Origin of the sequence: Halorussus amylolyticus (assembly GCF_004143485.2) — an archaeon.
In the GTDB taxonomy this organism is placed as follows: domain Archaea; phylum Halobacteriota; class Halobacteria; order Halobacteriales; family Haladaptataceae; genus Halorussus; species Halorussus amylolyticus.
On the sequence record NZ_RXOB02000032.1, the window covers coordinates 70,753 to 94,329 of the forward strand.

At 58.3% G+C, this 23,577-nt stretch carries 21 protein-coding genes and 8 pseudogenes; 17 read left to right on the plus strand and 12 right to left on the minus strand.

Features of this window, described 5'->3' with window-relative positions; translation table 11 throughout:
- The first annotated feature begins 21 nt into the window (after nucleotides 1-21).
- Nucleotides 22-1,422 (plus strand): sodium-dependent transporter, encoded by a 1,401-nt coding sequence (locus EKH81_RS17900; protein ID WP_132061165.1) that lies wholly within the window; start codon nucleotides 22-24, stop codon nucleotides 1,420-1,422.
- A gap of 380 nt (nucleotides 1,423-1,802) precedes the next feature.
- Complete coding sequence (locus EKH81_RS17905) at nucleotides 1,803-2,564, plus strand: proteasome assembly chaperone family protein (RefSeq protein WP_132061162.1); 762 nt, start codon at nucleotides 1,803-1,805, stop codon at nucleotides 2,562-2,564.
- Between the two features lie 107 nt (nucleotides 2,565-2,671).
- On the opposite strand, the gene EKH81_RS17910 is transcribed toward EKH81_RS17905, so the two are convergent.
- Nucleotides 2,672-3,103 carry a universal stress protein gene (locus tag EKH81_RS17910; protein ID WP_132061159.1) on the minus strand — a complete coding sequence of 144 codons (432 nt, stop codon included), beginning with the start codon at nucleotides 3,101-3,103 and terminating at the stop codon, nucleotides 2,672-2,674.
- Nucleotides 3,104-3,272: 169 nt separating this feature from the next.
- Between EKH81_RS17910 and EKH81_RS17915 the strand changes: the two genes are divergently transcribed.
- Entirely contained in the window at nucleotides 3,273-4,802 is a 1,530-nt protein-coding gene (locus tag EKH81_RS17915; protein WP_132061156.1) for an SLC13 family permease, read from the plus strand.
- A 210-nt stretch (nucleotides 4,803-5,012) separates the two neighbouring features.
- Nucleotides 5,013-5,153: a DUF2080 family transposase-associated protein gene (locus tag EKH81_RS17920; protein WP_132061153.1), complete on the plus strand. Its 141-nt coding sequence runs from the start codon at nucleotides 5,013-5,015 to the stop codon at nucleotides 5,151-5,153.
- 20 nt (nucleotides 5,154-5,173) lie between these two features.
- On the opposite strand, the pseudogene EKH81_RS19895 reads toward EKH81_RS17920, so the two are convergent.
- Nucleotides 5,174-5,296: pseudogene (locus EKH81_RS19895) on the minus strand (2-hydroxypropyl-CoM dehydrogenase); the annotation flags it as partial.
- Between the two features lie 35 nt (nucleotides 5,297-5,331).
- Nucleotides 5,332-5,670: pseudogene (locus EKH81_RS17925) on the minus strand (helix-turn-helix domain-containing protein); the annotation flags it as partial.
- Between the two features lie 12 nt (nucleotides 5,671-5,682).
- On the opposite strand from EKH81_RS17925, the gene EKH81_RS17930 reads away from it, so the two are divergent.
- From EKH81_RS17930 to EKH81_RS19990, 6 genes and pseudogenes are all read left to right on the plus strand, one after another.
- Nucleotides 5,683-6,012 carry a serine hydrolase domain-containing protein gene (locus EKH81_RS17930; RefSeq protein ID WP_132061146.1) on the plus strand — a complete coding sequence of 110 codons (330 nt, stop codon included), beginning with the start codon at nucleotides 5,683-5,685 and terminating at the stop codon, nucleotides 6,010-6,012.
- A 52-nt stretch (nucleotides 6,013-6,064) separates the two neighbouring features.
- Entirely contained in the window at nucleotides 6,065-6,964 is a 900-nt protein-coding gene (locus EKH81_RS17935) for a CPBP family intramembrane glutamic endopeptidase (protein ID WP_132061143.1), read from the plus strand.
- Between the two features lie 147 nt (nucleotides 6,965-7,111).
- Nucleotides 7,112-7,348: a hypothetical protein gene (locus EKH81_RS17940; RefSeq protein ID WP_202935199.1), complete on the plus strand. Its 237-nt coding sequence runs from the start codon at nucleotides 7,112-7,114 to the stop codon at nucleotides 7,346-7,348.
- Nucleotides 7,345-7,547 (plus strand): annotated as a pseudogene (locus tag EKH81_RS19965) (hypothetical protein); the annotation flags it as partial. The gene EKH81_RS17940 and the pseudogene EKH81_RS19965, both read left to right, overlap by 4 nt.
- Before the next feature lie 148 nt (nucleotides 7,548-7,695).
- A complete protein-coding gene (locus EKH81_RS19900) occupies nucleotides 7,696-7,965 on the plus strand; it encodes a DUF2071 domain-containing protein (RefSeq protein ID WP_132061291.1) in 270 nt (89 codons plus the stop codon).
- 340 nt (nucleotides 7,966-8,305) lie between these two features.
- Complete coding sequence (locus EKH81_RS19990; RefSeq protein WP_449405111.1) at nucleotides 8,306-8,971, plus strand: DUF7260 family protein; 666 nt, start codon at nucleotides 8,306-8,308, stop codon at nucleotides 8,969-8,971.
- Here the strand turns inward: EKH81_RS19990 and EKH81_RS17955 are convergent.
- Both EKH81_RS17955 and EKH81_RS19995 read right to left on the minus strand, forming a co-directional pair.
- Nucleotides 8,924-9,475 (minus strand): annotated as a pseudogene (locus tag EKH81_RS17955) (class I SAM-dependent methyltransferase); the annotation flags it as partial. The gene EKH81_RS19990 and the pseudogene EKH81_RS17955 sit on opposite strands and share 48 nt — an antisense overlap.
- 199 nt (nucleotides 9,476-9,674) lie before the next feature.
- On the minus strand, nucleotides 9,675-10,598 hold the full coding sequence (locus EKH81_RS19995; RefSeq protein WP_132061137.1) for a winged helix-turn-helix domain-containing protein: 924 nt from the start codon (nucleotides 10,596-10,598) through the stop codon (nucleotides 9,675-9,677).
- Nucleotides 10,599-10,996: 398 nt separating this feature from the next.
- Here EKH81_RS19995 and EKH81_RS17960 point away from each other — a divergent pair, with 398 nt between their 5' ends.
- The 3 genes from EKH81_RS17960 to EKH81_RS17970 all read left to right on the plus strand — a co-directional run bounded on the left by EKH81_RS17960 (nucleotide 10,997) and on the right by EKH81_RS17970 (nucleotide 15,087).
- The gene (locus tag EKH81_RS17960; RefSeq protein WP_132061134.1) at nucleotides 10,997-12,073 is read left to right on the plus strand and encodes a tubulin/FtsZ family protein; all 1,077 of its coding nucleotides are present in this window, start codon (nucleotides 10,997-10,999) and stop codon (nucleotides 12,071-12,073) included.
- Nucleotides 12,074-12,748: 675 nt separating this feature from the next.
- Nucleotides 12,749-14,803, plus strand: coding sequence for a formate dehydrogenase subunit alpha (gene fdhF / locus EKH81_RS17965; protein WP_132061115.1), 2,055 nt, complete (start codon nucleotides 12,749-12,751; stop codon nucleotides 14,801-14,803).
- Nucleotides 14,800-15,087 (plus strand): hypothetical protein, encoded by a 288-nt coding sequence (locus EKH81_RS17970; RefSeq protein WP_132061112.1) that lies wholly within the window; start codon nucleotides 14,800-14,802, stop codon nucleotides 15,085-15,087. Before fdhF ends, EKH81_RS17970 begins: the two co-directional genes overlap by 4 nt.
- A gap of 401 nt (nucleotides 15,088-15,488) precedes the next feature.
- Here EKH81_RS17970 and EKH81_RS17975 read toward each other — a convergent pair whose 3' ends face one another.
- The 4 genes and pseudogenes from EKH81_RS17975 to EKH81_RS19970 all read right to left on the minus strand — a co-directional run.
- Nucleotides 15,489-15,890 carry a helix-turn-helix domain-containing protein gene (locus EKH81_RS17975; protein ID WP_132061109.1) on the minus strand — a complete coding sequence of 134 codons (402 nt, stop codon included), beginning with the start codon at nucleotides 15,888-15,890 and terminating at the stop codon, nucleotides 15,489-15,491.
- A gap of 120 nt (nucleotides 15,891-16,010) precedes the next feature.
- A complete protein-coding gene (locus EKH81_RS17980; protein WP_132061105.1) occupies nucleotides 16,011-17,006 on the minus strand; it encodes an NAD(P)/FAD-dependent oxidoreductase in 996 nt (331 codons plus the stop codon).
- An 18-nt stretch (nucleotides 17,007-17,024) separates the two neighbouring features.
- Nucleotides 17,025-17,384, minus strand: coding sequence for a thioredoxin (gene trxA / locus EKH81_RS17985; protein WP_132061102.1), 360 nt, complete (start codon nucleotides 17,382-17,384; stop codon nucleotides 17,025-17,027).
- Nucleotides 17,385-17,438: 54 nt separating this feature from the next.
- Nucleotides 17,439-17,620 (minus strand): annotated as a pseudogene (locus EKH81_RS19970) (sulfite exporter TauE/SafE family protein); the annotation flags it as partial.
- Nucleotides 17,621-17,758: 138 nt separating this feature from the next.
- Here EKH81_RS19970 and EKH81_RS19905 point away from each other — a divergent pair.
- The 4 genes and pseudogenes from EKH81_RS19905 to EKH81_RS18010 form a co-directional block, all read left to right on the plus strand.
- Nucleotides 17,759-17,989 (plus strand): annotated as a pseudogene (locus tag EKH81_RS19905) (hypothetical protein); the annotation flags it as partial.
- 4 nt (nucleotides 17,990-17,993) lie between these two features.
- Nucleotides 17,994-18,260 (plus strand): annotated as a pseudogene (locus tag EKH81_RS17995) (transposase); the annotation flags it as partial.
- A gap of 201 nt (nucleotides 18,261-18,461) precedes the next feature.
- Nucleotides 18,462-18,779, plus strand: coding sequence for an RPA12/RPB9/RPC11 RNA polymerase family protein (locus tag EKH81_RS18000; protein WP_132061288.1), 318 nt, complete (start codon nucleotides 18,462-18,464; stop codon nucleotides 18,777-18,779).
- An 865-nt stretch (nucleotides 18,780-19,644) separates the two neighbouring features.
- Nucleotides 19,645-20,064 (plus strand): annotated as a pseudogene (locus EKH81_RS18010) (universal stress protein).
- Nucleotides 20,065-20,068: 4 nt separating this feature from the next.
- Here EKH81_RS18010 and EKH81_RS18015 read toward each other — a convergent pair.
- From EKH81_RS18015 to bglX, 3 genes are all read right to left on the minus strand, one after another.
- Nucleotides 20,069-20,671, minus strand: a complete 603-nt coding sequence (locus EKH81_RS18015) for a cation transporting ATPase C-terminal domain-containing protein (protein WP_162224673.1) — start codon at nucleotides 20,669-20,671, stop codon at nucleotides 20,069-20,071.
- Nucleotides 20,672-20,844: 173 nt separating this feature from the next.
- Entirely contained in the window at nucleotides 20,845-21,078 is a 234-nt protein-coding gene (locus EKH81_RS18020) for a hypothetical protein (protein ID WP_132061090.1), read from the minus strand.
- 231 nt (nucleotides 21,079-21,309) lie between these two features.
- On the minus strand, nucleotides 21,310-23,538 hold the full coding sequence (gene bglX, locus EKH81_RS18025; RefSeq protein WP_132061087.1) for a beta-glucosidase BglX: 2,229 nt from the start codon (nucleotides 23,536-23,538) through the stop codon (nucleotides 21,310-21,312).
- Between the last annotated feature and the right edge of the window lie 39 nt (nucleotides 23,539-23,577).

Genomic DNA, 23,577 nt, shown 5'->3' on the forward strand with positions numbered 1-23,577 from the left:
ACTCTGAAGAGAACTGTATAAATGGATCTATGGTCGTCACGCACTGGCTTTATTCTCGCTGCCACCGGTGCAGCCGTCGGCATCGGGAATATCTGGCGCTTCCCGTCAGTCGTCGGTCGAAACGGCGGCGGTGCGTATCTGATTCCGTTCCTCATCGCCGTGTTCGTCTTCGCGGTGCCGCTCATGATCCTCGAAATCAACAGCGGGCGGCGCACACGCGCCGACATCGTTACTACGTTCCGTGACGTTCGACCACGATTCCGGATCTTCGGCTGGTTCATCGTCGCTGTCGTCGTCCTGATACTCAGCTACTATCTCGTCATCACCGGCTGGATTCTCGCGTTCTTGGGTTCCGCGATAACTGGGAGTGAGATTTCGTTAGCCAGCTTCACTGCGTCGTACGCTCCGGTGCTTTCGTTCACCGTCTCTCTCGGTATCGTCGCAGCTGTACTTTCGTTTGGGGTGCGAGAGGGGATCGAACGGCTGACGACAATACTCATGCCACTCGTGTTTTTGATTCTCCTCGGTATGGCGGTGTTCTCGGTGACGTTGTCGGGGTTTTCAGAGGGAGTGGCGTTCTTTTTGACGCCCGATCTATCTGTGCTCACTGATCCGCTCATCTGGAGCGCCGCGTTCGGACAGGCCTTCTTCTCGCTATCAGCAGGAATGGGGATCCTCCTCACGTACGGGAGCTACGTGGGCGAAGAGATGGACGTTCCCGAAGCCGCAGCTATCGTCGCGGTGGCGGACGTTGTCGTCGCAGTTCTAGCTGGCATCGTCATCTTCCCGATTGTCTTTACGTTCGACCTCGAACCGTCTCTCGGAACTGAACTGGCGTTCTCTACTCTGCCTGCAGCGTTCTCGCTCCTTCCCGGTGGGCGGATTGTTGCTGGGGCATTTTTCGGTCTCCTCTTCGCGGCCGCGATTACCTCAGCCGTCTCCATGATGGAAGTAGGAGTTTCGACCGTTCGAGGTGCGACACCGTTCTCACGGCGACAAGCGACGGTACTCGTCTCTGCTCTGGTGTTCGTCCTCGGGATACCGTCACTGCTGAGTTACACACCGTTCCAACTCCGCGTGTGGGGGATACCCTTCCTTGACCTCTTGGACAACTCTGTCGGGACGCTTGGGCTACCTGTTACGGCGTTCATGATTTCCATCACGTTCAGCTATTTTGCAAGACACGAGGAAGTTCGGGTACCGCCCATCGAGCGATTGGCGGTTGTGTCTACGAAATACCTCCTTCCCCCGGTTCTCGTCGTAATCATCGCCTCTCAGCTGCTTCTCGGGTTCGATTTCCCTGGCTGGCATATTCTTCCCGGTAGTACGCTAGACCGAGCGCTCCTATCCGTCGTAATCCTCTCTTTTATCGGTCTGTTAGCCTACTTCCTGCTTCGTCTCCAGCGAGCAGGGGCCAAGTGACTGGTACGTCTGTTTCGGGTTCCCCGACCGACAATACGAAATGAGATACGAAGTTGAGCGATTCAATGTGGCTGTCAGCGAGAGATCAGAGTAGTTCGCTGGAAGTGCTACGCTGACCCCGCCAAATCGTTCACCTGTTCTGAGGAAGGTGTGTGACATACGAACATGGGCGAGCGATACTCACAATCAAAGAAGCAACAGTCTATGGTGTCGAGGAGAAGTATGAGCCGTATCACAGTGAACGCGTTGTTTAGGACGTTTGAATGCGATGTCTTGTATTCAGAATTACAAACAGTACCGATTTAGATGAACTTCGACGTCCGACAATTGCTCGGATGGCCCTCACCGATTAGTGTTGGGGCGGTCGTAGCTGACGTGTGATGCCATCGATAGAGACGATGCTGTTCAACGAATATGCCGAACTGCCGACGGACGGGGCCACGCTAATCGAGGGGCTTCCCGGTCACGGGATGGTCGCGTTGATAGCAGTCGAGCAAATCATAGACCAGTTGGACATGCAACACGACGGCAGCGTTGAATCTGCAGACCACTTCCCGATCCTTTCCTATGAAAATGGCGACATCCAAGACCCAGTGAGGGTGTACTCGCATTCTTCAACACCAGTGGTCACGCTGGTGAGTGATACCGCAATTCCCCCAGACGCGTTTTCCGAACTAGGAGAGACGTTGGTGGATGAACTCTCCGACAGTCTTTCACGGGCAATCTTTCTCGTCGAAGTCCCGTCAGTCGTTGGTACGGAAGATGCCGTCGTTTCCGCAGTCGGATCTACTGCAGAACTTCGGTCGTCTTTCGAGGACGCCGAAGTCACTATCGAGACCGATGAGGGGCTAATTATCGGTCCAACCGGGGCGTTGGCCAGTGCCTTCTTTCACGCAGGAATCCCGACCGCCGTCCTACTCGTCAAAACCGATCTGGATCCGTTTGTTCCCGACCCGATTGGCGCGAAGGTGCTCATCGAAGAGGCCCTCGAACCCTTGGTCGAGTTTTCAATTGATACGACTCCGCTCGAAGAGCAAGCCGAAACAATCCGTGCGGATATGCAAAATACCGCGTCTCAACTCAAACAGCTCTCTAACGGAAATAATTTCGCTGAATCGGCATACGACAAAATGTGCCAATAGTCCTGAGGGGAGATACTGTCCAGAGTCCTCCGTGCTCACAACACAGTGGAATACCGTGACATGTGATACGTGGATGGCTTAGAGACACGAGAGCAGCATCGGGGGTATCACTCGCCAGTACTATTGGCGACCAAAATAGAGACCTTATCTGCCTGTAGAAGCGCTTCCGTTGTGCTTCCAAGCAGAATCGTCTTGAAGGCGGATTGTCCCTTCGCACCCATGACCGCGAGATCGATTCCATGGTCCTCAATGTACGAGAGAAGTTCTTCGTGCGGAACTCCTTCTCGAATTGAGGTGACAACGGAGACATCGGGCTCACCCTCCGTCTCGATGGCTCTTAGTGCTTCTACTCCCTCCTCTCGAAGATTTTGCCGTACGGTGTCGGGATCGACGATTGCGTTATCGTACCCTGTTCGAGTTTCGATAACGTAGACTGCGTGGAGTTCGGCTCCATACTGCCGGGCCAAGTCGAGGGCTTGGCGTGTGGCGCGCTGCGCACTGTCACTCCCATCTGTTGCGATGAGGATCCGATTGTACATCGCACTCCACTACGCGTTGAGGAGCAAAGAAACAAGGGCTAAAACACGATATTTGGGAATGGTTCCCTGTCAAAATCGTGCTCGTGGCAGAACGTACTCGTGCCAGAAGCTTCACTGAACCGTACCGTGTAGCCGTTCACAGTCCCGTAAACTGACTCAGCCTACAGAAATGGTCACTCACACTCGGTTCTCTAATTTCGCCACCCGACAGCAGATCGGATTGGTTCTTGGGCCATCACTGTTCACCGGCTTTCTCCTGTTTCGACCGTTCGACATCTCTTCGTCCGCAAATGCAGCGCTCGCAACCACGCTCTGGATTGCAGCCTGGTGGGTGACCGAAGCAATCCCGATTCCAGCGACGAGTCTCCTCCCAATCGTTCTCTTTCCGCTAACTGGTGTCGTCGATGCCGGGGCATCGACGGCACCGTATGCCGATCCAGTTGTGTTTCTGCTATTGGGCGGGTTTCTCCTCGCACTCGGTATCGAGCGTTGGGGCCTCCACAGACGAATTGCTCTCACGGTCGTGAGCCTCGTGGGAGTTCAAGCTGACCGGCTCCTGCTCGGGTTTATGATGGCAACTGCGTTCCTCTCGATGTGGATTTCGAACTCGGCGACAGCAATGCTGATGGTGCCGATTGCTATCGCGGTCATCGTCTCGGTCGGGTCCATAGACGAACACGGGCCAGAGCTGACTGCGGGTTACGAACCAGACGAACTCGCCGCAGGAGTCCGTCCGGATCCGGACGACCGTCCTGGGGGAGCCTTTGGACTCGCACTGATGCTCGGAATCGCGTACGGCGCATCGATTGGTGGTGTGGCAACACTGATCGGGAGTCCCCCAAACGCCGTCTTCGCAGGCGTGGCAGAGTCTCGCTTGGACATACAGATCAGCTTTCTCGACTGGCTGCTGTTCGCTGGGCCGCTTTCTATCGTCTTTTTGTTTGTCACGTGGCTATTATTGGTGAAACTTCTTCGACCGGAGATTCCACTCAACCGGGGGGCTGAAGCCGTGATTCGGACACAACGTGAGGAACTTGGAGCCATCTCTCGCGGCGAGCGACGGGTGTTGGCGGTCTTCACACTCGTCGCAACTGGATGGCTCCTCCGGCCGTTTGTCCTCCAGCCACTGTTCCCAGCAATCACAGACACGGTCGTAGCCATCGCTGGCGGGGTGCTCCTGTTTGTCATTCCCGTTGACTACGAAAACCGTGAGTTTCTGCTCGACTGGAGTGATGCAACGCGTGTGCCGTGGGATGTCCTCATTCTCCTTGGAGCCGGATTTTCACTGGCGAACGGGTTTCAAGAGAGTGGGCTAGACGCGGCTATCGCACAAGGCTTGGCCGAGATTGCGGGAGTTCCGGTATATGTTCTCGTCCTTGTGGTCGCTACGGTCGTCGTGTTCCTGACGGAGGTCACGTCGAACACGGCGACAGCGACGGTCTTCATGCCGATTATGATCAGCCTCGGGCTGACCCTTGGCGTGTCGCCGCTCATGTTGATGGCGACCGCCGCTCTCGCGGCGTCGTTGGCGTTTATGCTACCGGTGGCGACACCCCCTAATGCGGTTGTCTTCGGGAGTGGTTACGTAACGATTCCGCAGATGTCGCGCATCGGTTTGTGGTTGAACCTACTCGGTATCATCGCCATTATTGTACTCACGTATCTATGGCTACCAATTGCCTTCGCAACCGCAGGATAGAGGTGGCGTTGAATGAGACGAATCAAGTCTGAAAAGATGTCGACCTTGCTCAATTACCTGAATTGAGGCGCTAAGGCCCCTTCCTCAACGAGCCAGCGGAGCGAGCGAGTAGGGAGAGGATACAGCGCCGCACGGTTCTCAAACACGCTCGGCGCTCGGTCCACAGGCCCACCGCCACCTTGATGTTGAAATATAGTTTAAATACAGGTGATGGATAGACACGAAATCGAAGGCCACGAAGTCATCGACGGGACGGCCAAAGCCACCGGAAACGGCGCTCACGTCCTCGTCCCGAAACGGTGGCGTGGCGCGGACGTGAAAGTCGTCCGAACCACCGACCCCGACGAGTAGCACCAGTTGATGAATTACAACTACAGATATCGACTCCGACCGTCCGACGCGCCGTGGACGTATTCGTAAAATTCCTCCTCTCCAAAGGCGGGTTCGGTCATCGGTGTTTCAACGAATCCTGGACAGACACTGTTGACCCGAACGTTCTGTTTGGTGTAATCGACCGCGACCGACCGTGTGAGTTCGTCTCCCGCCGTCCGACCGCGTCGATCAGTGCGGGAGTGATCGTGTACTTTCGGTTACCTGCGGTCGTCGTCACGGTTAGGTCGATTTCGCGGGCGGCGTACTGCCGGGGTTGCTCGTCGTGGGTTACCTTGACGACGTCGGCGTCGACGAGACGATTGACGTAGGAGTAGGCGGTGCCCTGGGCGAGTTCGAGGTCGCCCATCACGTCTTGGACTGTTGCCTCGCCCTCCCGGGCGAGATACGCGTACAACTGGGCTAGCTGTGGCTCTTCGAGGAGATCCGCGACCGAGAGGAAGTCGCGGACGATGTCACGGTCGGCCCGGTTTGGGATGTCGCCGGTTTTGTGAACGACCTCTTCAACGGCCGCATCCTCGACGAATCAGCTCTTGACGCGATTCGGACGTTCGTTGACGCACCCGATGAAGATGTCACGATGCAGGTGGAGTATGGCCTCGGCATCAGACATCTTCGCATCGACCGCGAAGACCTCTACGGGCATACCGGAACCATCTCCAGGTACTCCGCGAACGCTATGCACCACGACGACCCTGAATACACGATCGCCGTCCTCAGCAACGTCTCTACGATCGGCCAGACAGGAATCTACGGCGCTCTCCAACGGATTACTCTCGAGGAATACGACTGGTCTGAATCACTCACCGCCGAATCTTGACCGATTTCTGGAGGAGTATGATTAAGTACGGTCTCTATCATTAATATTGTTGATGAGCTCCGGGATCCGCGCGTGGATCGATCGCCATCGCCTCCTAAGCTTCGTCGCAATCGCGTACGCGTTCACCTGGACGGTCCAGGGCGCGCTCGCGTATTCAGGCATGGAAGCATCCTGGGCACACTCAATCCTGATCGGCTTCGGCGGGTTCGGGCCACCGATCGGCGCGGCAGTCGTCATCTGGGCGTCCGGTGGTAGCCTCCGCACCTGGGTCGGCCAGATGTTCAAGTGGCGAATCGGCGCGAAATGGTGGGCACTCGCACTCGGATTCCCGTTCATCATCCTCTCACTCGGCGTCCTGCTGTTCGTCGTTGCTGGTGGCCCGATCACTCTCACCGACTTCGAATCACCGTTCATTTATCTGTTCGCGATGGCGTGGGGGACCGCGTGGGGTGGCGGCCAAGAAGATCTCGGGTGGCGTGGCTTCATGCTGCCCATTCTTCAGAACTCCTACAGCGCGCTGGTGTCGAGTGCCATCGTGGGCGTCACGTGGGCTGTCTGGCATCTCCCGCTGTTCCTGAACGCCACGACCACCCACGGTGGCTGGCCGCTCTCCCAGCAACTCCTCTGGATGGTCTCCATCCTTGCTGGATCCATCCTCTGGACGTGGATGTACAACAGCACTGGCGGGAGCGTCCTCGCCGTCGCGGTGTTCCACGCCGGCATAAACACCATGGGAATCTTTCATCCCGCCGACCAGGAGGCGCTCATTCCGGACGGTGTGCCAGACCCCTGGCTGAATCTGCTCGCCGAAGTTACCGGCGCCGTTCCCCTCGTGTTGGTCGCGATCATCTTGGTCGTCGTCTACGGCGCGAACCGCCTCGCGAATCGCGACCCACCAACCCCCCAAGACGCTGGCCTCCCACCGGAGACCAAACCAGACGCCGTCGAGTGAGCACGCACCAACGCTGGACTCCGCGTGAGTCCCGAGGTGCTACGCCTTGAACCAATAATTTCCCAGGCCATGACTCGGACGGGATCACGGGGCCGAATAGAATTTATTTATGGCAGGGCGAACCCATCTACTGAGGTGTGAGAACACGTGAGTCCTGTTCTGGTACTCTACGGGACGGGCGAAGGCCGGACGGCGAAGATTGCAGAGCGGATTGCGGTGATGAAGCAAATCGCAAAAGACCTTCTCACCGAGGACCGAGAAACGGACGGTGACATGGAGTTCACCGACTGGGGCACGGTTGACGCCTTCGCAGCAGATATCGCCGTGTTCGTTGAAAACCGCCTCGGTGTCGTCTTGGATACCACCGAGGATCCGGCGTCATGACGGCCTCACAACCCACCCGGCGCCTCACTCGGCCGTATTAATTGCATCGACGCTCGCCCCTCTGCTCGCGGTTATCGCGACCGGTGTCGGACTATTCGTCCCAGGGTTCTACCGGGACGCCGAGGTCCTCCTTCCACAGTTGTACGGGCAGGACCTGTTGACACTCGTCGTCGCCGTCCCCCCACTCGCCGTCGCTGTCGTCGGGTTCGGTGCCGTCCTGAACACGTACTTCGGTCTCCAGCGGTTCGAACCCATCACGATCCCGGGAGGAACGTGACTATGCACACGGCACTCCACGATTCGAGTATCCGAACCGAGGTGGCCAATCGATGGTGACTGCACTCCACATGGGTTGGCGACACGTTCTGTTCGTGAACTGCCCCGTCGATTCAGACCTCCTCAAAGCGCACCTCCCGTCGACATTCACGGTCGATACGTACGACGGCGACGCGTGTCTCTCCGTCGTGCCCTTCACGAACGTCGACGGCCGCCCGACATGGGCCCCCGAAGGCTGGGAACTTCCGAACCCCGGAAGACTACGGCATTCCCGAACTGCCCACTTGGCAAATCTGTCGAACGAAGTGTGGTGGGTTGGCGCTCGCGGATCCTGGCACTGACGCGTTCATCGCCGCTGAAAATCCGATGAAGGTACGACGATAGTATGAACACAACACCAGCAGAAGACATCGAAACCGGCTTGGATTCGTCTGGCAACCACAATATCGCCATCGTCGGCGATGATATCGCTGGCCTCTCGGTAGCCACCTTCACTGCACGTCATCGACTGGACACGCTCGTCGTTGACGCAGGCGAATCGATACCATCACCAGCTCGATCGTCCTTCTCTCCCGATCGTTGTCGTCGCTCGCGAGGACGGCTAGCAGGTCACGATCGCCTCTTCAGGCGACTCCGAGCCGTCCGGGCTCGTTAGCGCTCTCATCCATTCAGAGGGATACCATGCCGGTCACGACTCACATCGACCAAGCCAGAGAACGCGTCGACGCCGAACGGGTTGCCGTCGCCGCGAAACTCGACGGCTTCGACGCGTTCATCGATCGTCTCGAGGCCCTCTCACCGGTGCCGGTACGATCCGTCTCAACGAATATGACCGCAACTGCAGGCACGCTCGCTGGACACACTGCGTCGACTGAAGACCGCTGTCGGCCTGTGCGAACGGCCTTTGCTGAGACAATCCGCTCGCATAGCGTCGCCGACATGGACGAATCCGAGTCACTCCTCAAGACAATCGAAGCCGAGTTCTCGCCGTCAATCGCCGTCGCGCTTGCACCGTCGAACGAAACGGCGTTTTCGCCGGAACTCAAGCGGACGGTAATCTCGGCGGCGACAGCGCGCCGAGCTGAGACCGAGGTGTTGCTCGAAGCACTTGATCACGAAGCGACACAGCTTGATTGTGCAAGGGATTTTTCATCTCGGGGTGGCGTCGATAGCGGTAACGAGACCGAAGAACGCGGTCGAGGCGTTCCCGACTGGGAGTCCTGCTCGCTGGACAGTCTCCAAGGGTTCGTGATCCAACCGGCAGCCGTTCTTTTCGTAGTGGGACTCGGCGCGCCAGTCCTGGACCCAGGCAAGCGGAGCGGCGTCGCTACGACGGTGTTCAAGTAGCAGTATCTCGCCGCCAGTTGTGCAGACCCGTTCCATTTCGTGGAGTGCGGCAATCGGGTCGGGAAACGTGCACGTCGAAAACGACGAGATGACGGTGTCGAAACTATCGTCTGGGAAGCCGAGTTCTTGGGCGTCCATTTGATGGACTGTGCCGTCCAGATCGAGTCTTTCGAGTTCTTCACGGGCGTGAACGAGCATGTCGGCACTGATGTCAATGCCGACAACCTCGCCCGACGACGGAAGGTAGCGGAAGTTCCTCCCGGTGCCACAAGCAACGTCGAGCACTCTACCAGTCGCGTCCTCGAACTGGCTTCGACGGTACCGACCGGCGAACAGTTGGTCGACCTTTCGCCACCGTGCGAGTTTATCAGCCACGTCGGCGTACGCGTCGGCAATCTCGTCGGCTGGCTTCGAGTGTCGCTGTGCCGACTGCTGTTGGTCGGAATTTTCGCTTTGAGTTCGGTGCTGCTGGTCTGTTGGTTCGTGAGGATTGCTCAATTGCATGGGTGGAACCTCCGTTGATCGCGATTATGGGTCGGGCCAGCGATGCCAATAAAACTATTGTATATTTGATAATTCGTCGTCTCTATTTCAAAACTTGGATTGAGCTGACAACGAAGAGATTGCGCTCTTAATACTGACAATCAGAAAATCACCCGGTCAGCACCGATATCCACTCAACGCCTCTTTCGTAATACTCCTGTCAGGAACTCCGAAATACACCGCTCTCGCGTCGCACGCGCTCCGTCCGCACCACCGTCGCAGTCGAATCGAGATGGAGTCGAACTGCATCGTCCCCGTGACGCAATACGACCTCGTATTCGTCGGGATCTGACGCAGTCTGTTCGGAGGTCCAGCGGCCCTCGTAGATATATTCGTGGAACTCCCAGATGCCCCGAGTAGTCATATCGACCCCACGATCCCAATGGAATGCAATCGACGCTGGGTGGTAGACGACGCTGTAGGTCAATGGGCTGTTGTACTCTCGGAGACACTCCTCACAGGTACTCGTCACCACGAATGAATCCGCATCAGGCAACGGACTCCCCGGCATCTCAACCACGTCAGCAGAAAGATGTGCCCCACACTCCGGGCACATTCCTCGTCGAATCTGCCTAGCGTCCTCGGCACTCCGTAACTTGGCACTCTGTACGAGAGTGTCGGCGTCTCGTGTCTTGACCTGTGCGGGCGTTATCGGCTGACCCGTAACCTGCTGCCCACACGCGGTACAGTCGATCCGAAAAAACTGATGCGAGAGACTGGCTTCGAGTGCGTCCTCTCCGCAGAAGACGCATACTCCATCGACCGGTTGCGGACCAAATGATTCCGGTTGCTCGTAATTTCCCGATAGGATGAACCGAACGATTCGCTCACCGGCGTGCGAAAGCGAATACCCATCATCGCTTTTTCGCAGGTAAGTCCCCGTAAGTTCGCCAAGGTGGTACGACAACTTCGACGTATTCTCCACTTCTACATGGTCATAGATCTCAGAAAATGAGAGTTCAGCAGGTCCCGACCCGACCTGTCCAAGTTCGTATTGCGCAACAGCGACAGCGCGGAGAATATCAACACGGGTGTCGTCAGCGAGAAGACGAAAGATGTCTGTGGCCGAACGGTTCTCCATCATTGTCCGTACGTACTCTCAGTTCGGCGCCGATATTGAAACCTCGGTCCGATACCCCTTTGCACACGAGGATATCGAAATATATTCCGGCATTTACAGCAAAAGTGCATTTAATCCCCGATATGAAAACCTTGTTACTGAAACCGAATACCGAGACGATTTTTTGAGTGCCGCTGTCGCCACATCTCCAAGTTCGTCAGCTGCTGCGACAGCAAGCATCTGGTCAAGGTCATCGCGGTCGAGGGCGGGATTGTCGTACCGGGGGTCTTCACTGAACGGCCGAGGATACCCCGAATAGGGAAAATCAAGCTGGTCTTCTGAGGGCAGAATCCGGCGAAGGCGGCTGATAGCAGTTATCTGTCGCGATTGATTTAAGTACCAAAATCAGATACGTATTTAGTATGAAAATTGCGGCTGTTGGCATCGGTGGTGCAGGTGGACGCATCGTCGATGCACTCGCACACGATAGCGACACTCGCCCCGTACCGTACCTTACAGGCGCCCATGCCCTCGATTCGGACATCGAAGCCCTCTCATCACTCACTACGATTCCCGAACGTGCTCGCCACTCGTTCGGTCATCTAGAAACCAAAGGAACAGGTACTGATGGAGACCGTCGCAGTGGCATCGCAGCTATCAAAGAAGATACTCAGGAAGTACGTCGCGCACTGGATACCGCGATCACGCCAAAAACGAATGCACTCCTCGTCGTGGCAGGACTTGGGGGTGGCACCGGCTCAGGCGCAACACCGCATCTCGTCAACGCCCTTCGAGAGGTTCACGCACTCCCCGTCTATGCCGTTTCTGTCCTCCCGGCTAATCACGAACCCGTCCCACGGGAAAACACCGTTCGTGGACTCAAAGCCATCGGGGAGGTGACTGATGCCCAGATTGTGTTCAATAATGAGTCATGGCTGAGTGCGAGTGACCAACTCGGGGAGAAGACTCCAGAGCTAAACCGGATACTGACGGAGCGACTAGGAGCACTCTTCGCTGCGGGCGAGGTCACACCAGAGTCCACTGTCGGACAACGAGTCGTGGATGCAAGCGAGATAATCGCAACACTGGACGGCGGTGGACTCACTACAATTGGCTATGCGACCCAAGAGCTCAAAGATACAAACGGCACGGAATCACAGTCACTGCTGGGCCGAATTCGCCAGCAATTCGACACCGAGGAGGAGTCGGTCGATGACGTAACTGCAATTAAGGCAGTCGAATCAACGCTTCGTCGGGCGGTTAACGGCAAACTCACCGTCGAATGCGACCGACAGACGGCACAGCGGGGACTCCTCGTTTTTTCTGGGCCGCCAGCGTGGCTCCACGGCCAGGCCATCGCAGACGGTCGGGCCTGGGTGTCTGAAGAAATCGATTCTGCGGAGCTTCGGAGTGGCGATGCACCACATCCAGACGCCACCCACCTTACGATACTTGCGCTTCTAACTGGCGTCGAACCATCCACGCAATCAATCAGTTAGACCGACAACGAGGCGTTCTTGCCAGGCGTCGGGGCGGTCGGTGGAGAATGAAAATGGTCGCGTGTATTATCAGGGGTCGGATGACGATTTCACTGGCACTCCCAAGTGCACACTGAATGCACGTCGCGATAATAGGCCTTGAAATCATCATTCGTATACCAGCGAACGCTAAGAGTAGCCTCGTCGACGATCGCTGGATACCCACGCTCCGAGACAGCGGAACGGTCCTCCTCGGAAACTCATGATAAGGAGACGTAGAGATGGGAATTCAGCAGAAACTCAGGTGCTCTCCTCAATCTGAAGACAGACTCCACGGGCGTTGTTCCTCGCTGGGTAGTTCGGAGTGTCCCACTCCTACCGATTCGACACTCGGACCACGCGTTCGACGCACGCTTTTTGTTGCGTTTGAACGGCGGACGCGATGTGGTGAGCGTCTTACTCCCCTCGTTTGACCGTTGGGGGAGTACGGCCATGCCGTCCAGTGGAAATGAACTCGATTCCGGACGCTGTCTCCCTTGGCGACTCGGGCCTTCGGTGCTCGCTGGTGGAGGGGGTTTAGCCCCCTGTACCGTACGATTAAAATTGCGTAGTCGACCAACATGTCGTGAGCGAGAACGCGATTCGAATCGATCGACTGCCGTTAGAGCCATGGTATTCACGGTCGGTAGTAGCACCATGACCGACACCCCGGAGCGCTCGTTCCAATCCCGGCCGAGCATCTGCCCCTTTTGTGGCGTCGGATGCGGAATCGAGTACGCACCGAAGTCGGGGAAAGCAACCGGGTGGAAGGCGCCGGTGAACGAGCGAGGAGAAATATGCCCAAAGGGTGCCGCCGCTTTCGACGTCGTCGATGACGAAGACAGACTCACCGAACCGCTAGTTCGCGAGAACGGTCGATTCGTCACCGCGTCATGGGACGAAGCATTCACTCGAATCGCCGACGCGTTCTCCGGAATCGTCGCAGAAGATGGTGCCGACGCGCTTGCGTTCTTCGCGTCGTCGAACTGCACGAACGAGGAGAACTACCTCCTCCAGAAAGTCGCGCGAGTCCTCGGGACGAACAACGTCGATAACTGCGCGCGGCTGTGTCACTCCTCGACTGTCGCGGCTATGCAGAATCGGTTTGGCGCGGGGGCGATGACCAATACTCTCGAGGACCTCGGCGAAGCGGACGTCTTCCTCGTGACAGGGGCCAATCCCGCCGAGCAACACCCCATCATCTTCCGGTCGTACCTGCTGCCCGCGGTCCGGGATGGGACAGACCTGATCCACATCGACCCGCGAGCGAACGACACTACCGAGGCCGCGACGCTCCACCTACCGGTTCGCCCGGGGTACGACATTCCACTGCTCAACGCCATGGCCGCCGTGTTGGTTGAGGAGGGATTGGTCGACGAGTCATTCCTCAACGACCGAGTGACGGCCTTCGACCAGTTCCGGAAGTTCGTCGAGTCCGTCGATGTCGAGGAGAACGCCGACCTCGCTGGCGTCGAGGCGGACAATCTCCGGGAGGCCGCGCAACTGTACGGCGAGGCGGACCGGGCGGCCATCTTCACTGGAATGGGGATGAGCCAACACCACTGCGGCACCGACAACGTCCACGCGCTCCTGAATCTCGCACTCTTGACGGGGAATCTCGGTGAGCGCGGCGTCGGCGTCAACCCGCTTCGCGGCCAGAACAACGTCCAGGGTGCTGGTGACGTGGGGGCACTTCCTGACGTCCTCCCAGGGTACCAGTCGGTTATCGATAATGAGGCACGCCAGCGCGTCGCCGAAGTGTGGGACGTGGAACTGCCGCCGACGCCCGGCCTGACCGAGGTCGAGATGACCCATCGCTTTGGTGAAGAGATCCGCGCGGCGTACGTCTTCGGTGAAAATCCCGTCGTCACCGAGCCGAACGCAAACCGGGTCGCTGACGCATTCGAGAATATCGAGTTCCTCGTCGTCCACGACCTCTTCCGCACGGAGACCGCGGAATACGCCGACGTCGTCCTCCCCGGGAGTTCGTGGGCCGAGAAGGCCGGGACCGTGACGAACACCGACCGGCAGGTAATGCGAATGCGGTCCAACGCCGACCTCCCGGGCAACGCGCGGCAGGACCTGGAAATCGTCCGCGAACTCGGTGCGAGAGTCACCGACCTTGAGTTCGACTACGAGGGGCCAGCAGAGGCGTTCGACGAGCTGACGCGCGTCTCACCGATATACGCCGGAATGCGCTACGACGCCATCGGGACCGACAGCCTCCGATGGCCGTTCCCCGCAGGCGCGTCGTCGGGCGTCGGTGTTCTTCACGCCGACGAGTTCGCCTCCGGAGACGAGACCGCGGAGCTACGGTCGGTCGAACACGTCGACCCCGTCGACTCGGTTGCGGACGATGAACTCGTGCTGACGACAGGCCGGGTGCTTCAGCACTTCAACAGTGGCGCCGTGACTCGCCGCTCGGGGACGCTGATGCGGATGCGCGACGAAGACGTCCTCCAGATTCACCCCGAAGACGCGAGCGACCGTGACGTCACTGACGGCCAGCGGGTCCGAGTCGAGAACGACCGCGGCGACGTGTCTGTTCGAGCCGAGGTCACCCCCGCCATCCGCCGGGGTACCGTGTTCATGACATTCCACTACGCCGACCCGCTGGTGAACGCCCTGACGCCGGACGAACTTGACCCGGTCGCGAAGATTCCGGAGTACAAGCACGCCGCCGTCCGGGTCACCGTGTCGGGAGACGCATGACGGTAGATGTCGGCAACGACGAGACCGGGAGTTCTCTCGTCAGGGCACTCGATGCCGAGCGCGGCGTCACCTGCGTCGTCGGTGCTGGCGGAAAGAAGGCCACGCCGTACGCGCTCGCATCCCGGCTGTCGCTCCCCGTCGCGACTTCTACCGTCCGAATTCCGGCGTTCGAAGAGCGCGTGGCGTCGCTTTTGGTTACCGAGCGACCGACGAGCGTCTGTCGCGGTGTCGACGAGTGGCCGTTCGGAGTCGTTCCTGCTCGCGACGACTCGGCCAGATACTGAGGGTACTACCCCGACGACAGTCGACACCGTCGTTCCTATCACGAGCGTTCACGTCGTCGTCGAGAAACTCGATGACCGAACAGTCACCGTCCCGGGCGTGTCGCGGCGACACCGGTCTCGCGATGGGGGTCCTCAAACGGGCGGATGTTCCCCGCGTCGTGGTCGCGCGGATGACCGCTGTCCGTCCTGTAGTCGATGTCATGTCCTGACCAGCGCCGATATCGACCAGAGTCGCTCGTCGGCCTCTCGAAATGCGTCTCGGGTGTCGACGCCAAAGAACGTCTCGGTGGCAATGCCATCAAGCCCGTCCGCTGAGACGAGCGTATCGTCGAATATCGAAGAATCACTCTCTGTTCGTCCGCGGGCGTCATCAAGAGTTGGAAGTAGCGAACGTCGTCAACTCAGTTTTGAACCGGCACACTCTCCTCGACCGCGACGTACTTGTCCTCGAATTCTTGGATGAGTTGGCCCATTTTAGCGTACCAGTCGTTGAGCATCCGTTGCATGTTGTCGGCGATCTTCTCGGGGTTGGTCGGTCGGTAGACGTGGTAATAGCCACCTTGGTCGTAGTTCACCTGCTCCTTCTGGATGAAGCCCGCCTGGAGCAGTCGCTGGACCGACCGGTAGGCGGTCGAGCGCTCGCGGTCGACGCGCTCGGCGAGTTCGTCGATGGTCAGCGGTTCCTCACTCTCGACGAGTCCCATGAAACATTCTTTGTCGAGTTGCTTGAGTCCGTGGAAACATTCCAGTAGTCCTTCGCACTCCATGTCCTGTTGAAGGTACTCCGCCATTGAATTGCTCATTTGTCGTACTAAGTGTACGGCTCGGGGAACTAAAAGTGTTGTGTGATGCGCACAATTCTGGCCACAAATACTCTATTTTCGGGTTCAGCAATCGGTCGAACGAATAGCCACCGGCTCAGATTACTGCGGATTGGGCGCTGCCAACTGTCGCGTTTCAAGCCACGCTTCAGCGTCGAGCGCAGCCATGCTTCCCGTTCCGGCAGCCGTGATTGCCTGCTGATAGCGGGAATCCATCACATCTCCTGCTGCGAATACGCCGTCCACGGTCGTCCCTGTGTCACCGCCAGTTACGATATGACCGTCCGTATCGAGTTCGACGGGCGTTTCACGGAGGAAATCCGTGTTCGGGACGTGACCGACGGCGTAGAACACGCCGCCGACGTCGACTGTTTCGACCTCCACGCTCTCACCATCTTCGTACTTCTCTGCCGGATAGCCATCCGGGTGAGAGACGAGTTTCGCGCCGGTGACACCGTCCTGCTGGGACCCTCGAAGCCTGACTAACTCCGTGTTCCAGCGGATTTCGACATCTTCGTGGTCGAATACTCGCTGGGTCAGAATCTCCGACGCCCCCAGTTCGTCTCGCCGATGGACGACCGTGACCGAACTAGCGAAGCGAGCGAGAAACGCAGCCTCCTCCATCGCCGAATCGCCACCGCCGACCACAAGTACGTCGTCGCCGCGGTGGAATGCGCCGTCGCATGTGGCGCACGTCGAAAGGCCGTATCCCATCAGTTCGTCCTCCTTGTCGGCACCGACCCAGCGGGCGCTCGCTCCGGTCGCGACGACGAGCGCCCGAGTGCGGATAGTCTCGTCGTTCGATAGTGAAAGCTCGAAAGGCCTGCTGTCGAGGTCGGGTGATTCGATGCCCGCTCGACGGAACTCGGCACCGAACTGCTCTGCCTGCTTACGACCGCGCTGGACGAGGTCCATCCCACCGATTCCCTCGGGAAAGCCGAGATAGTTCTCGACCTCGGTGGTGAGCGTGAGTTGGCCACCCGGTTCGTCGCCTTCGAGGACGACAGGGTTGAGGTCGGCTCGTGCCGCGTAGACCGCGGTCGAGAGCCCAGCGACCCCCGAGCCTGCGATCACCAGCTCGCGTAGGTTATCAGTCATCTTGTTCGTAGTAGTCACTTACTCCGTGTGGTCTTCGATCGTCGCTTCGAACTGTTCCTTGCTCTGGAGTCCGACCATTCGGTCGACGAGTTCGCCGTCTGCGAACAGGACGAGTGTCGGAACGCCCTGCACGCCGAAACTAGCTGCGAGTTGCGGGTTAGCGTCCACATCGACCTTCGCCACCGTCGCCACGGTGTCTGCGGCCAGTTGTTCCAGTGTCGGCTCCAACATCTGACACGGCCCACACCAGTCGGCATAGAAGTCCGCGAGGACTACGTCATGCTCGTCGACGAGTTCGTCGAGCGCCGTTCCGTCATTGACGCTAACGGGGGTGTTAGGTGTCGATTCGGTTCCATTCGTGGTCGTGTTGTTTGCCATCAACTGGGGGTACGCACTCGCGCTATTTAATAGTTTTGTGGATACTATACAATACTACCTGGGTAAGAGGCCGACGATGCTGCTGTACACGACGGCTCCGGTGACCACGAGCGCAGAGCCGAGGATCAGCACGAGGCTGACGTAGTTCTCGAGTCCAGGTCGGTGTCGACCGCGATGGGGACCGGGGCGCCGATGAGGTAGAATAGCGCGGGCATGTGCACGAACCCGTCGTCCACGCGGGATCACACCCGACCGCAAGGCCCCGATTCGACTCGCTGTTCCGGCATATCTGGATTCAGGGCGTAACCGGCTACGGGAAATCTACGGACCTGAATACCATCTCGGTGTAATTAGCGTACGCTGGCCGTGGCTTCGTGTCCGTTGACCCGAAAGGTCGTGATTCCCGTGACCCTCTGCGGAAATTCCCTACCCACCGTCTCAAGGATGTAATCTGGATTGAGCCGGGGTCATCCAAGCACGATAAGACGGTCGGGCTGAATTTTCTCGAAGTCCCCGAATGTGAGACTGAGGAGGAGTACGAGAACGAGATCGAGGGTCGAATCGAGAATCTGAAGGCGGTTTTCGATACCGACGAGTACTGCGGTTTTCTCTATCGAACAGATTCGCGAGATGTACCGGCAGGCGATCCGGCACCTCATCGACGAGGTCGCAGAGACAGAGGAGTTCTTCCGCGCCGGTATCGTCGCCATCGACATTACTGAAGCCGACTCTTTCACGGGCGATAGTCACAAGGACAAAATCATCGGGACAAAAGAGCAGACCGATGAGTATGCCTATCAGTGGGCCACGGTTCAGTTGGTCGGCAACGCCGTCCCAATCGTGTTAGACGCACGCCCGGTTGGGAAAGGCGAGACTGTTAACGCCGAGGTCAGTACCGAGGACTGTTTCGTGCTCGGTAGCTTCCGAAACCTCTGTGTCCTCACCGTCGGTTTCCTCTCCGGCCTACTCGCCCCTTCGGTGCTTCTTGAGGCCGGAGGCTCACCCTCGGAAATGCTGAAATCCACGACGGACCGGAACTTAACACATATATCCGACGACCGTGTACCCCTACTTTATATGCAATTCTGTGACGAGTGTGGCTCGATGATGCACACGGAGGGCGACACGTGGGTGTGTCGCTCCTGTGAGAACGAGGAGCCACGGGACTCGCAAGCAGAAGCGGCGATGACGACCCAGGATGGACAGCGGGACGACGGAGCACCCGCCGTGGCCGACGCGACCCAGGGCTCCACCGAGACGATGCAGGAACCCTGTCCGGCGGACGACTGCGACGGCGACCGGGCGTACTACGAGATGATGCCGAAGCCAGGCGGCTCCTACGAGGTTCGGCTGTTCACCTGCGTCGAGTGCGGCCACAAGTGGCGCGAGACCTGATACGGTTTGCTGTAGGAAGTTATCGTCTTGACCGCCCAGCGGGGCGGCGGTCAAGCGGTAACCGTCTACAGCAGACAGTATGACGGTGCATCTCGCGAACTCCGCCGCTGAAATTTGCACAGACCGTCACATCAGGCTCTCAAATCCCGGGGTTACTCGGTCTCAAGTGGAGCCACACATCGACTCCAAACCGACTCCCGCAACGTTCTTGAGGCTAACACCAGCCGCTGTCACAAGAGCCTTTGTTGGGATGTTCGTTCCCCTGATTATCGGTGCGGTAATCGTTGGAACACTCTATCTCCAGAAACGGAACCGAAGATGGGGCAGTGTTCGTCGATGCCTCTGGGGACCTACTCGCCGCAGCCGTTCACTCCGCTTCGTTCGCTGGGATGACGGACCCTAAACGAATCCCGAGCGAGTGGCGGATTGGAACGACCGGAATCGGAGTCGGGCTGGTAGTTGTGTACACGACGCCGTTTGTCGGGGGATCAGGCGGGAAATTGGGGACGATAGCTTTCGGTCCATGTCTGGGTATCCACGGGACCTTCCGGACATTCAACATCTTTCAGCTCTCCCGCCGTGGCTATCAGCCCCCGAAAAAAGAGACGACCTGAATGGTATTCCCGGGAGCGGCCAGCCCCTCCACTAGATTCTCTGGGGGTGAGATTCTAGACGACCGAGAGCCTCTCACCACGATTGTTCATCCGACTGCTTCTATCTCAATATGAGCAGTTTCGAGCATCCTCTGCGTCTACCACGGTATTTTGTCAATCTACGGTGAGTCCGGTGTTAGAGCTGAGGTTTCTTTTGCTGCCCCCCTATCATCTGTGTAGCCTTGATGGCGTCTCCGCTCTAAGTGAGAGATATGTACAACAATATCTTGGTACCGACAGACGGGAGTCAAGGAGCGGAAGCCGCTCTCAAACATGGCATAGAGATCGCGTCACAGTGAGAGGCGACCTTGCATACCCTGTACGCCGTCGATACTCGCCTGGCGCGCTCCGGACCGTTGCTCGAAACGCTCCGGGACAAAGGACGCAAGGCAGTACGAGATGTCGAGGTGACTGGAACCCAAGCCGGCCTGACCGTCGTGATCGAAATCGTCGAGGGGAACTCGCACGAAGAGATTGTGGACTACATCACCGAGCACGGTATCGACATGGTCATCATGGGAACCCACGGCCGGACAGGTCTCGACAGAGTCGTTATGGGAAGCGTCGCAGAACGAGTGGTTCGGCGGTCGCCTGTTCCCGTCGTAACCGTTCGGGGTGAGGAGCAGAACTGAGTTTCTAGCAGACTCCAATCTTTAGACCTCCTTCTCGTGGGTTTGCGAGGATGACTGTTCCTCTGTCTCGGAGTGTGGGGTACCGCGCTTTCCAGCTCAGTTTGTGGAGTTCGATAGCGACGGCGATGGTCAGGGCAATCCCGCCGAGAACAAGCCACTGTTCTAGCCCGACAGGTGCCGTTCCGAGGACCGCCTGAGCGGGCGGAAAGTACATTCCCCCGAGATGGACCAAGAACGCTGTAATCGTTCCGGTGAGCAATATCGGGCTCCGAAACGGTGAAAGCTGGAACAGCGAAGTCGTCTCGGATCGGGCATTGCCAATATTAATCATCTGGAACAGGACAACCAGGAGACGCAGGTGGTTGCGGACGGCAGCCTCCGAGAGCTCCTGGTCCAGCAACCGGACGAACGTCCCGAACCCGATCACGCCGATCACCAGCGTGGCGACGAGCGTCCGTTCGATCATGATTTGATTGAAGATTCGCTCGTCCGGCGAGCGCGGCGGACGATTCAATACGTCTCCCTCCTTGGGTTCGAAGGCGAGGGCGACATCGAACTCGAAATAGAAGTGGAGCGGCTCACGGCCGAACTCGCGGAGCGTGACCAAGCGACGGGTCAGACTCACGAGGAGCATATTGGTAGTGGGAGCTCAGACGAAGAGGAGTCCCACTCGGAGTCTGTCTGAGGTCGGACGAAGCGGCTGTTCGGAAACGACCCTGACTCGTGGGTGTTCGTAGAGAAATGTTAGTATGGTGAACAGTGGGCGCAAACTGCAAGCGGTTAGATGCGAGGCGGAATACGTAGTTCGTCGTCGACCTCGTACAGATAACCTTTCAACAACAGTTGCTCGACGAGCTCATCGGCGTCGGCACGCGTGATTCCTTGCTCACTGAGGTATGTGACAGCGCCTGTTTGCGAGATACCCTCATCATCTGCCGTGGTCTCGACATACGTGTCGAGGTGATCGAGCACAGCCTGCTCGCTCGTGCTCAGGGGCCTCCGTGAACTCGGCATTACTGGATGTATTGGACGCCATCAAATAGACTGTTGGGGTCCGAGCGAACACGTCGGTTCGGACTCGTTATCTTAGCGGTCGATACAGAGACAGCGTGTTCACTGTTTACAGTGGCGGGCGTTGAGTTGGAGTTGGTGCAGGATGCCCCGATCCACGTCATCGATTGCATTGAACTCCATACCATGCCTCTGAAGGGCGCGAATGAAAAAGTCGTACCGCCCACTTCTCCGTCACTCGACAAATTCGAACGTCTTGATTGCAGTGACGTTGTCGGCTGCGTGGCCGACCTGCACCTCAAACTCGCCGGGTTCTGCGGCGTACTCTTCGTCGGCCGTCCAGAACTCGAGGTCGGCCGTCGTCAGTTCGAACGAGACGGTCGCCGATTCGCCTGCGTCGAGGACGACGTTCTCGAAGCCGACCAGTTCTTTGACCGGCCGTGCGCGACTCCCGACTAGGTCATTGATATACACCTGAACGACCTCGGTTCCGGCCCGGTCGCCAGTGTTTTCGACAGTCACATCGACAGAAAGGGTCTCATCGGTCGAGACCACCGCTGCATCGAGTGACACGTCGGTATACGCGAAGGTAGTGTAGCTCTCACCGTGACCAAAGGCGTACAGCGGCTCGTTTGGAATGTCGAGATATCGTGACAGGTACTTCTCGGCAGGACCTGTCGGTGGTTCCGTCAGATCCACGTCGGCGTCCTCAGCCGGTCGCCCGGTTCTCAGGCGGTTGTAATAAATCGGGATTTGACCTTCAGTGATGGGGAAGGTCATTGGCAGACGACCCGATGGGTTGTACTCACCGAGAAGTACATCGGCAATAGCGGGACCAGCCTCGAGACCTGGAAACCAAGCTTCGAGAATCGCAGGGACGTGTTCGGCCTCCCAGTTGATAGCCAACGGCCGGCCGTTGAACAGAACGGCGGCTACGGGTGTCTCTGTCTCGATGAGCGCTTTGAGCAGTGCACGCTGCTCGCCGGGCAAGTCGATGTGGGCGCGACTCGCTGCCTCACCGCTTCGACTGTAGCGTTCGCCGACGGCAACGACGGCGATATCTGCAGACGTGACGGTCTCAACTGCCGTCTCCAATTGCTCGTCGCTGACAGAGCCGTCCCGGTCACAGCCTTCGACGTACGCCAGATTCTCGATGCGGTCTGTGAGTGTGGTTCTAAGGGTTGTCACGTCGTCTGGGTCGCCTTCGGCACGCCAGGCACCGAGCATATCAGTGGCGCTATCTGCGAGTCCGCCGACGAGTGCGACTTCTTCGCTATCATCCAGTGGCAACAAATCGCCCTCGTTTTTCAACAAGACTTGAGACTCACGGGCAACCTCGCGGGCGGCCTCGCGGTGCTCGTCGGTGAGGATGCGCTGGGACTGGCGTTCCTCGTCGAAGTACCGATAGGGGTCTTCGAACAGGCCCAGGGCACCTTTGACGGTCAGGAGGCGTCGAACCGCTTCATCGACCAGCGACTCGTCAATGATATCGTCTTCGACCAGTCCGACCAGTTCGGTCGCATATGCACCGCTGACCATGTCGATGTCAGAGCCAGCCTCGATGCACGCTCGTGCCGCTTCACGCAAATTCCCGGCGACGCCGTGCTCACCGAGTTCACCGAATGAATCCCAGTCAGAGACGACGAGGTCTTCGAAGCCGAGTTCGGCGCGCAGTAAATCGCTGACGAGCGCCTCGTTGCTGCTGGCCGGGATGCGCTCGTAAAGGTTGAAGGCGTTCATCACGCTACCGACGCCCGCTTCCAGACAGGCTTCGAACGGTGGGAGATGAATTTCACGGAGGTTCGTCTCGGAGATGTCGACAGTGTTGTACTCGCGACCAGCCTTGGAGGCACCATAGCCGATGTAGTGCTTTGCGCACGCGAGGATGGTGTCGTCCGCAGAGAGGTCGTCGCCTTGGAACCCACGGACGCGTGCGTTCGAGATTTCACCGGAGAGGTATGGGTCCTCGCCCGCTGCCTCCATGACGCGGCCCCAGCGTGGGTCGCGACTGACGTCGACCGACGGTGCGAACGTCCATTGGACCCCGTCGGCGGCCGCTTCGGTCGCAGCGACACGAGCCGACAGCTCTGCCATCTTCGGGTTCCACGACGCCGCCTCGCCAAGCGGAATCGGGAAGATTGTCCGGTAGCCGTGGATGACATCGAGAGCCAGCATGAGCGGGACCCCGTGGTCGGACTCCTCGACTGCGAGTTCCTGGAACGTGCGGGCTTCTTCGAGGTTCTCGAAGTTGAGAACCGAACCGATGTCGCCATCTATAATCCCCTGCTGGATATCCATGTCGGCGACGGCAGTCCCCGTCGCGAAGTCGGCGTTCAGCAGATTCAGTTGCCCCACTTTCTGTTCGAGAGTTAACTCAGAGACCAGCGTCTCAACGTGTTCTTCGATTTCGGCTCGCCGCTCAGATGAGAAGTGTTCGAGTAACGACCGTGTCTGCGCTTCCATAATCGGTAGGTATTCTGCGCAATGATAAACTACCGGATC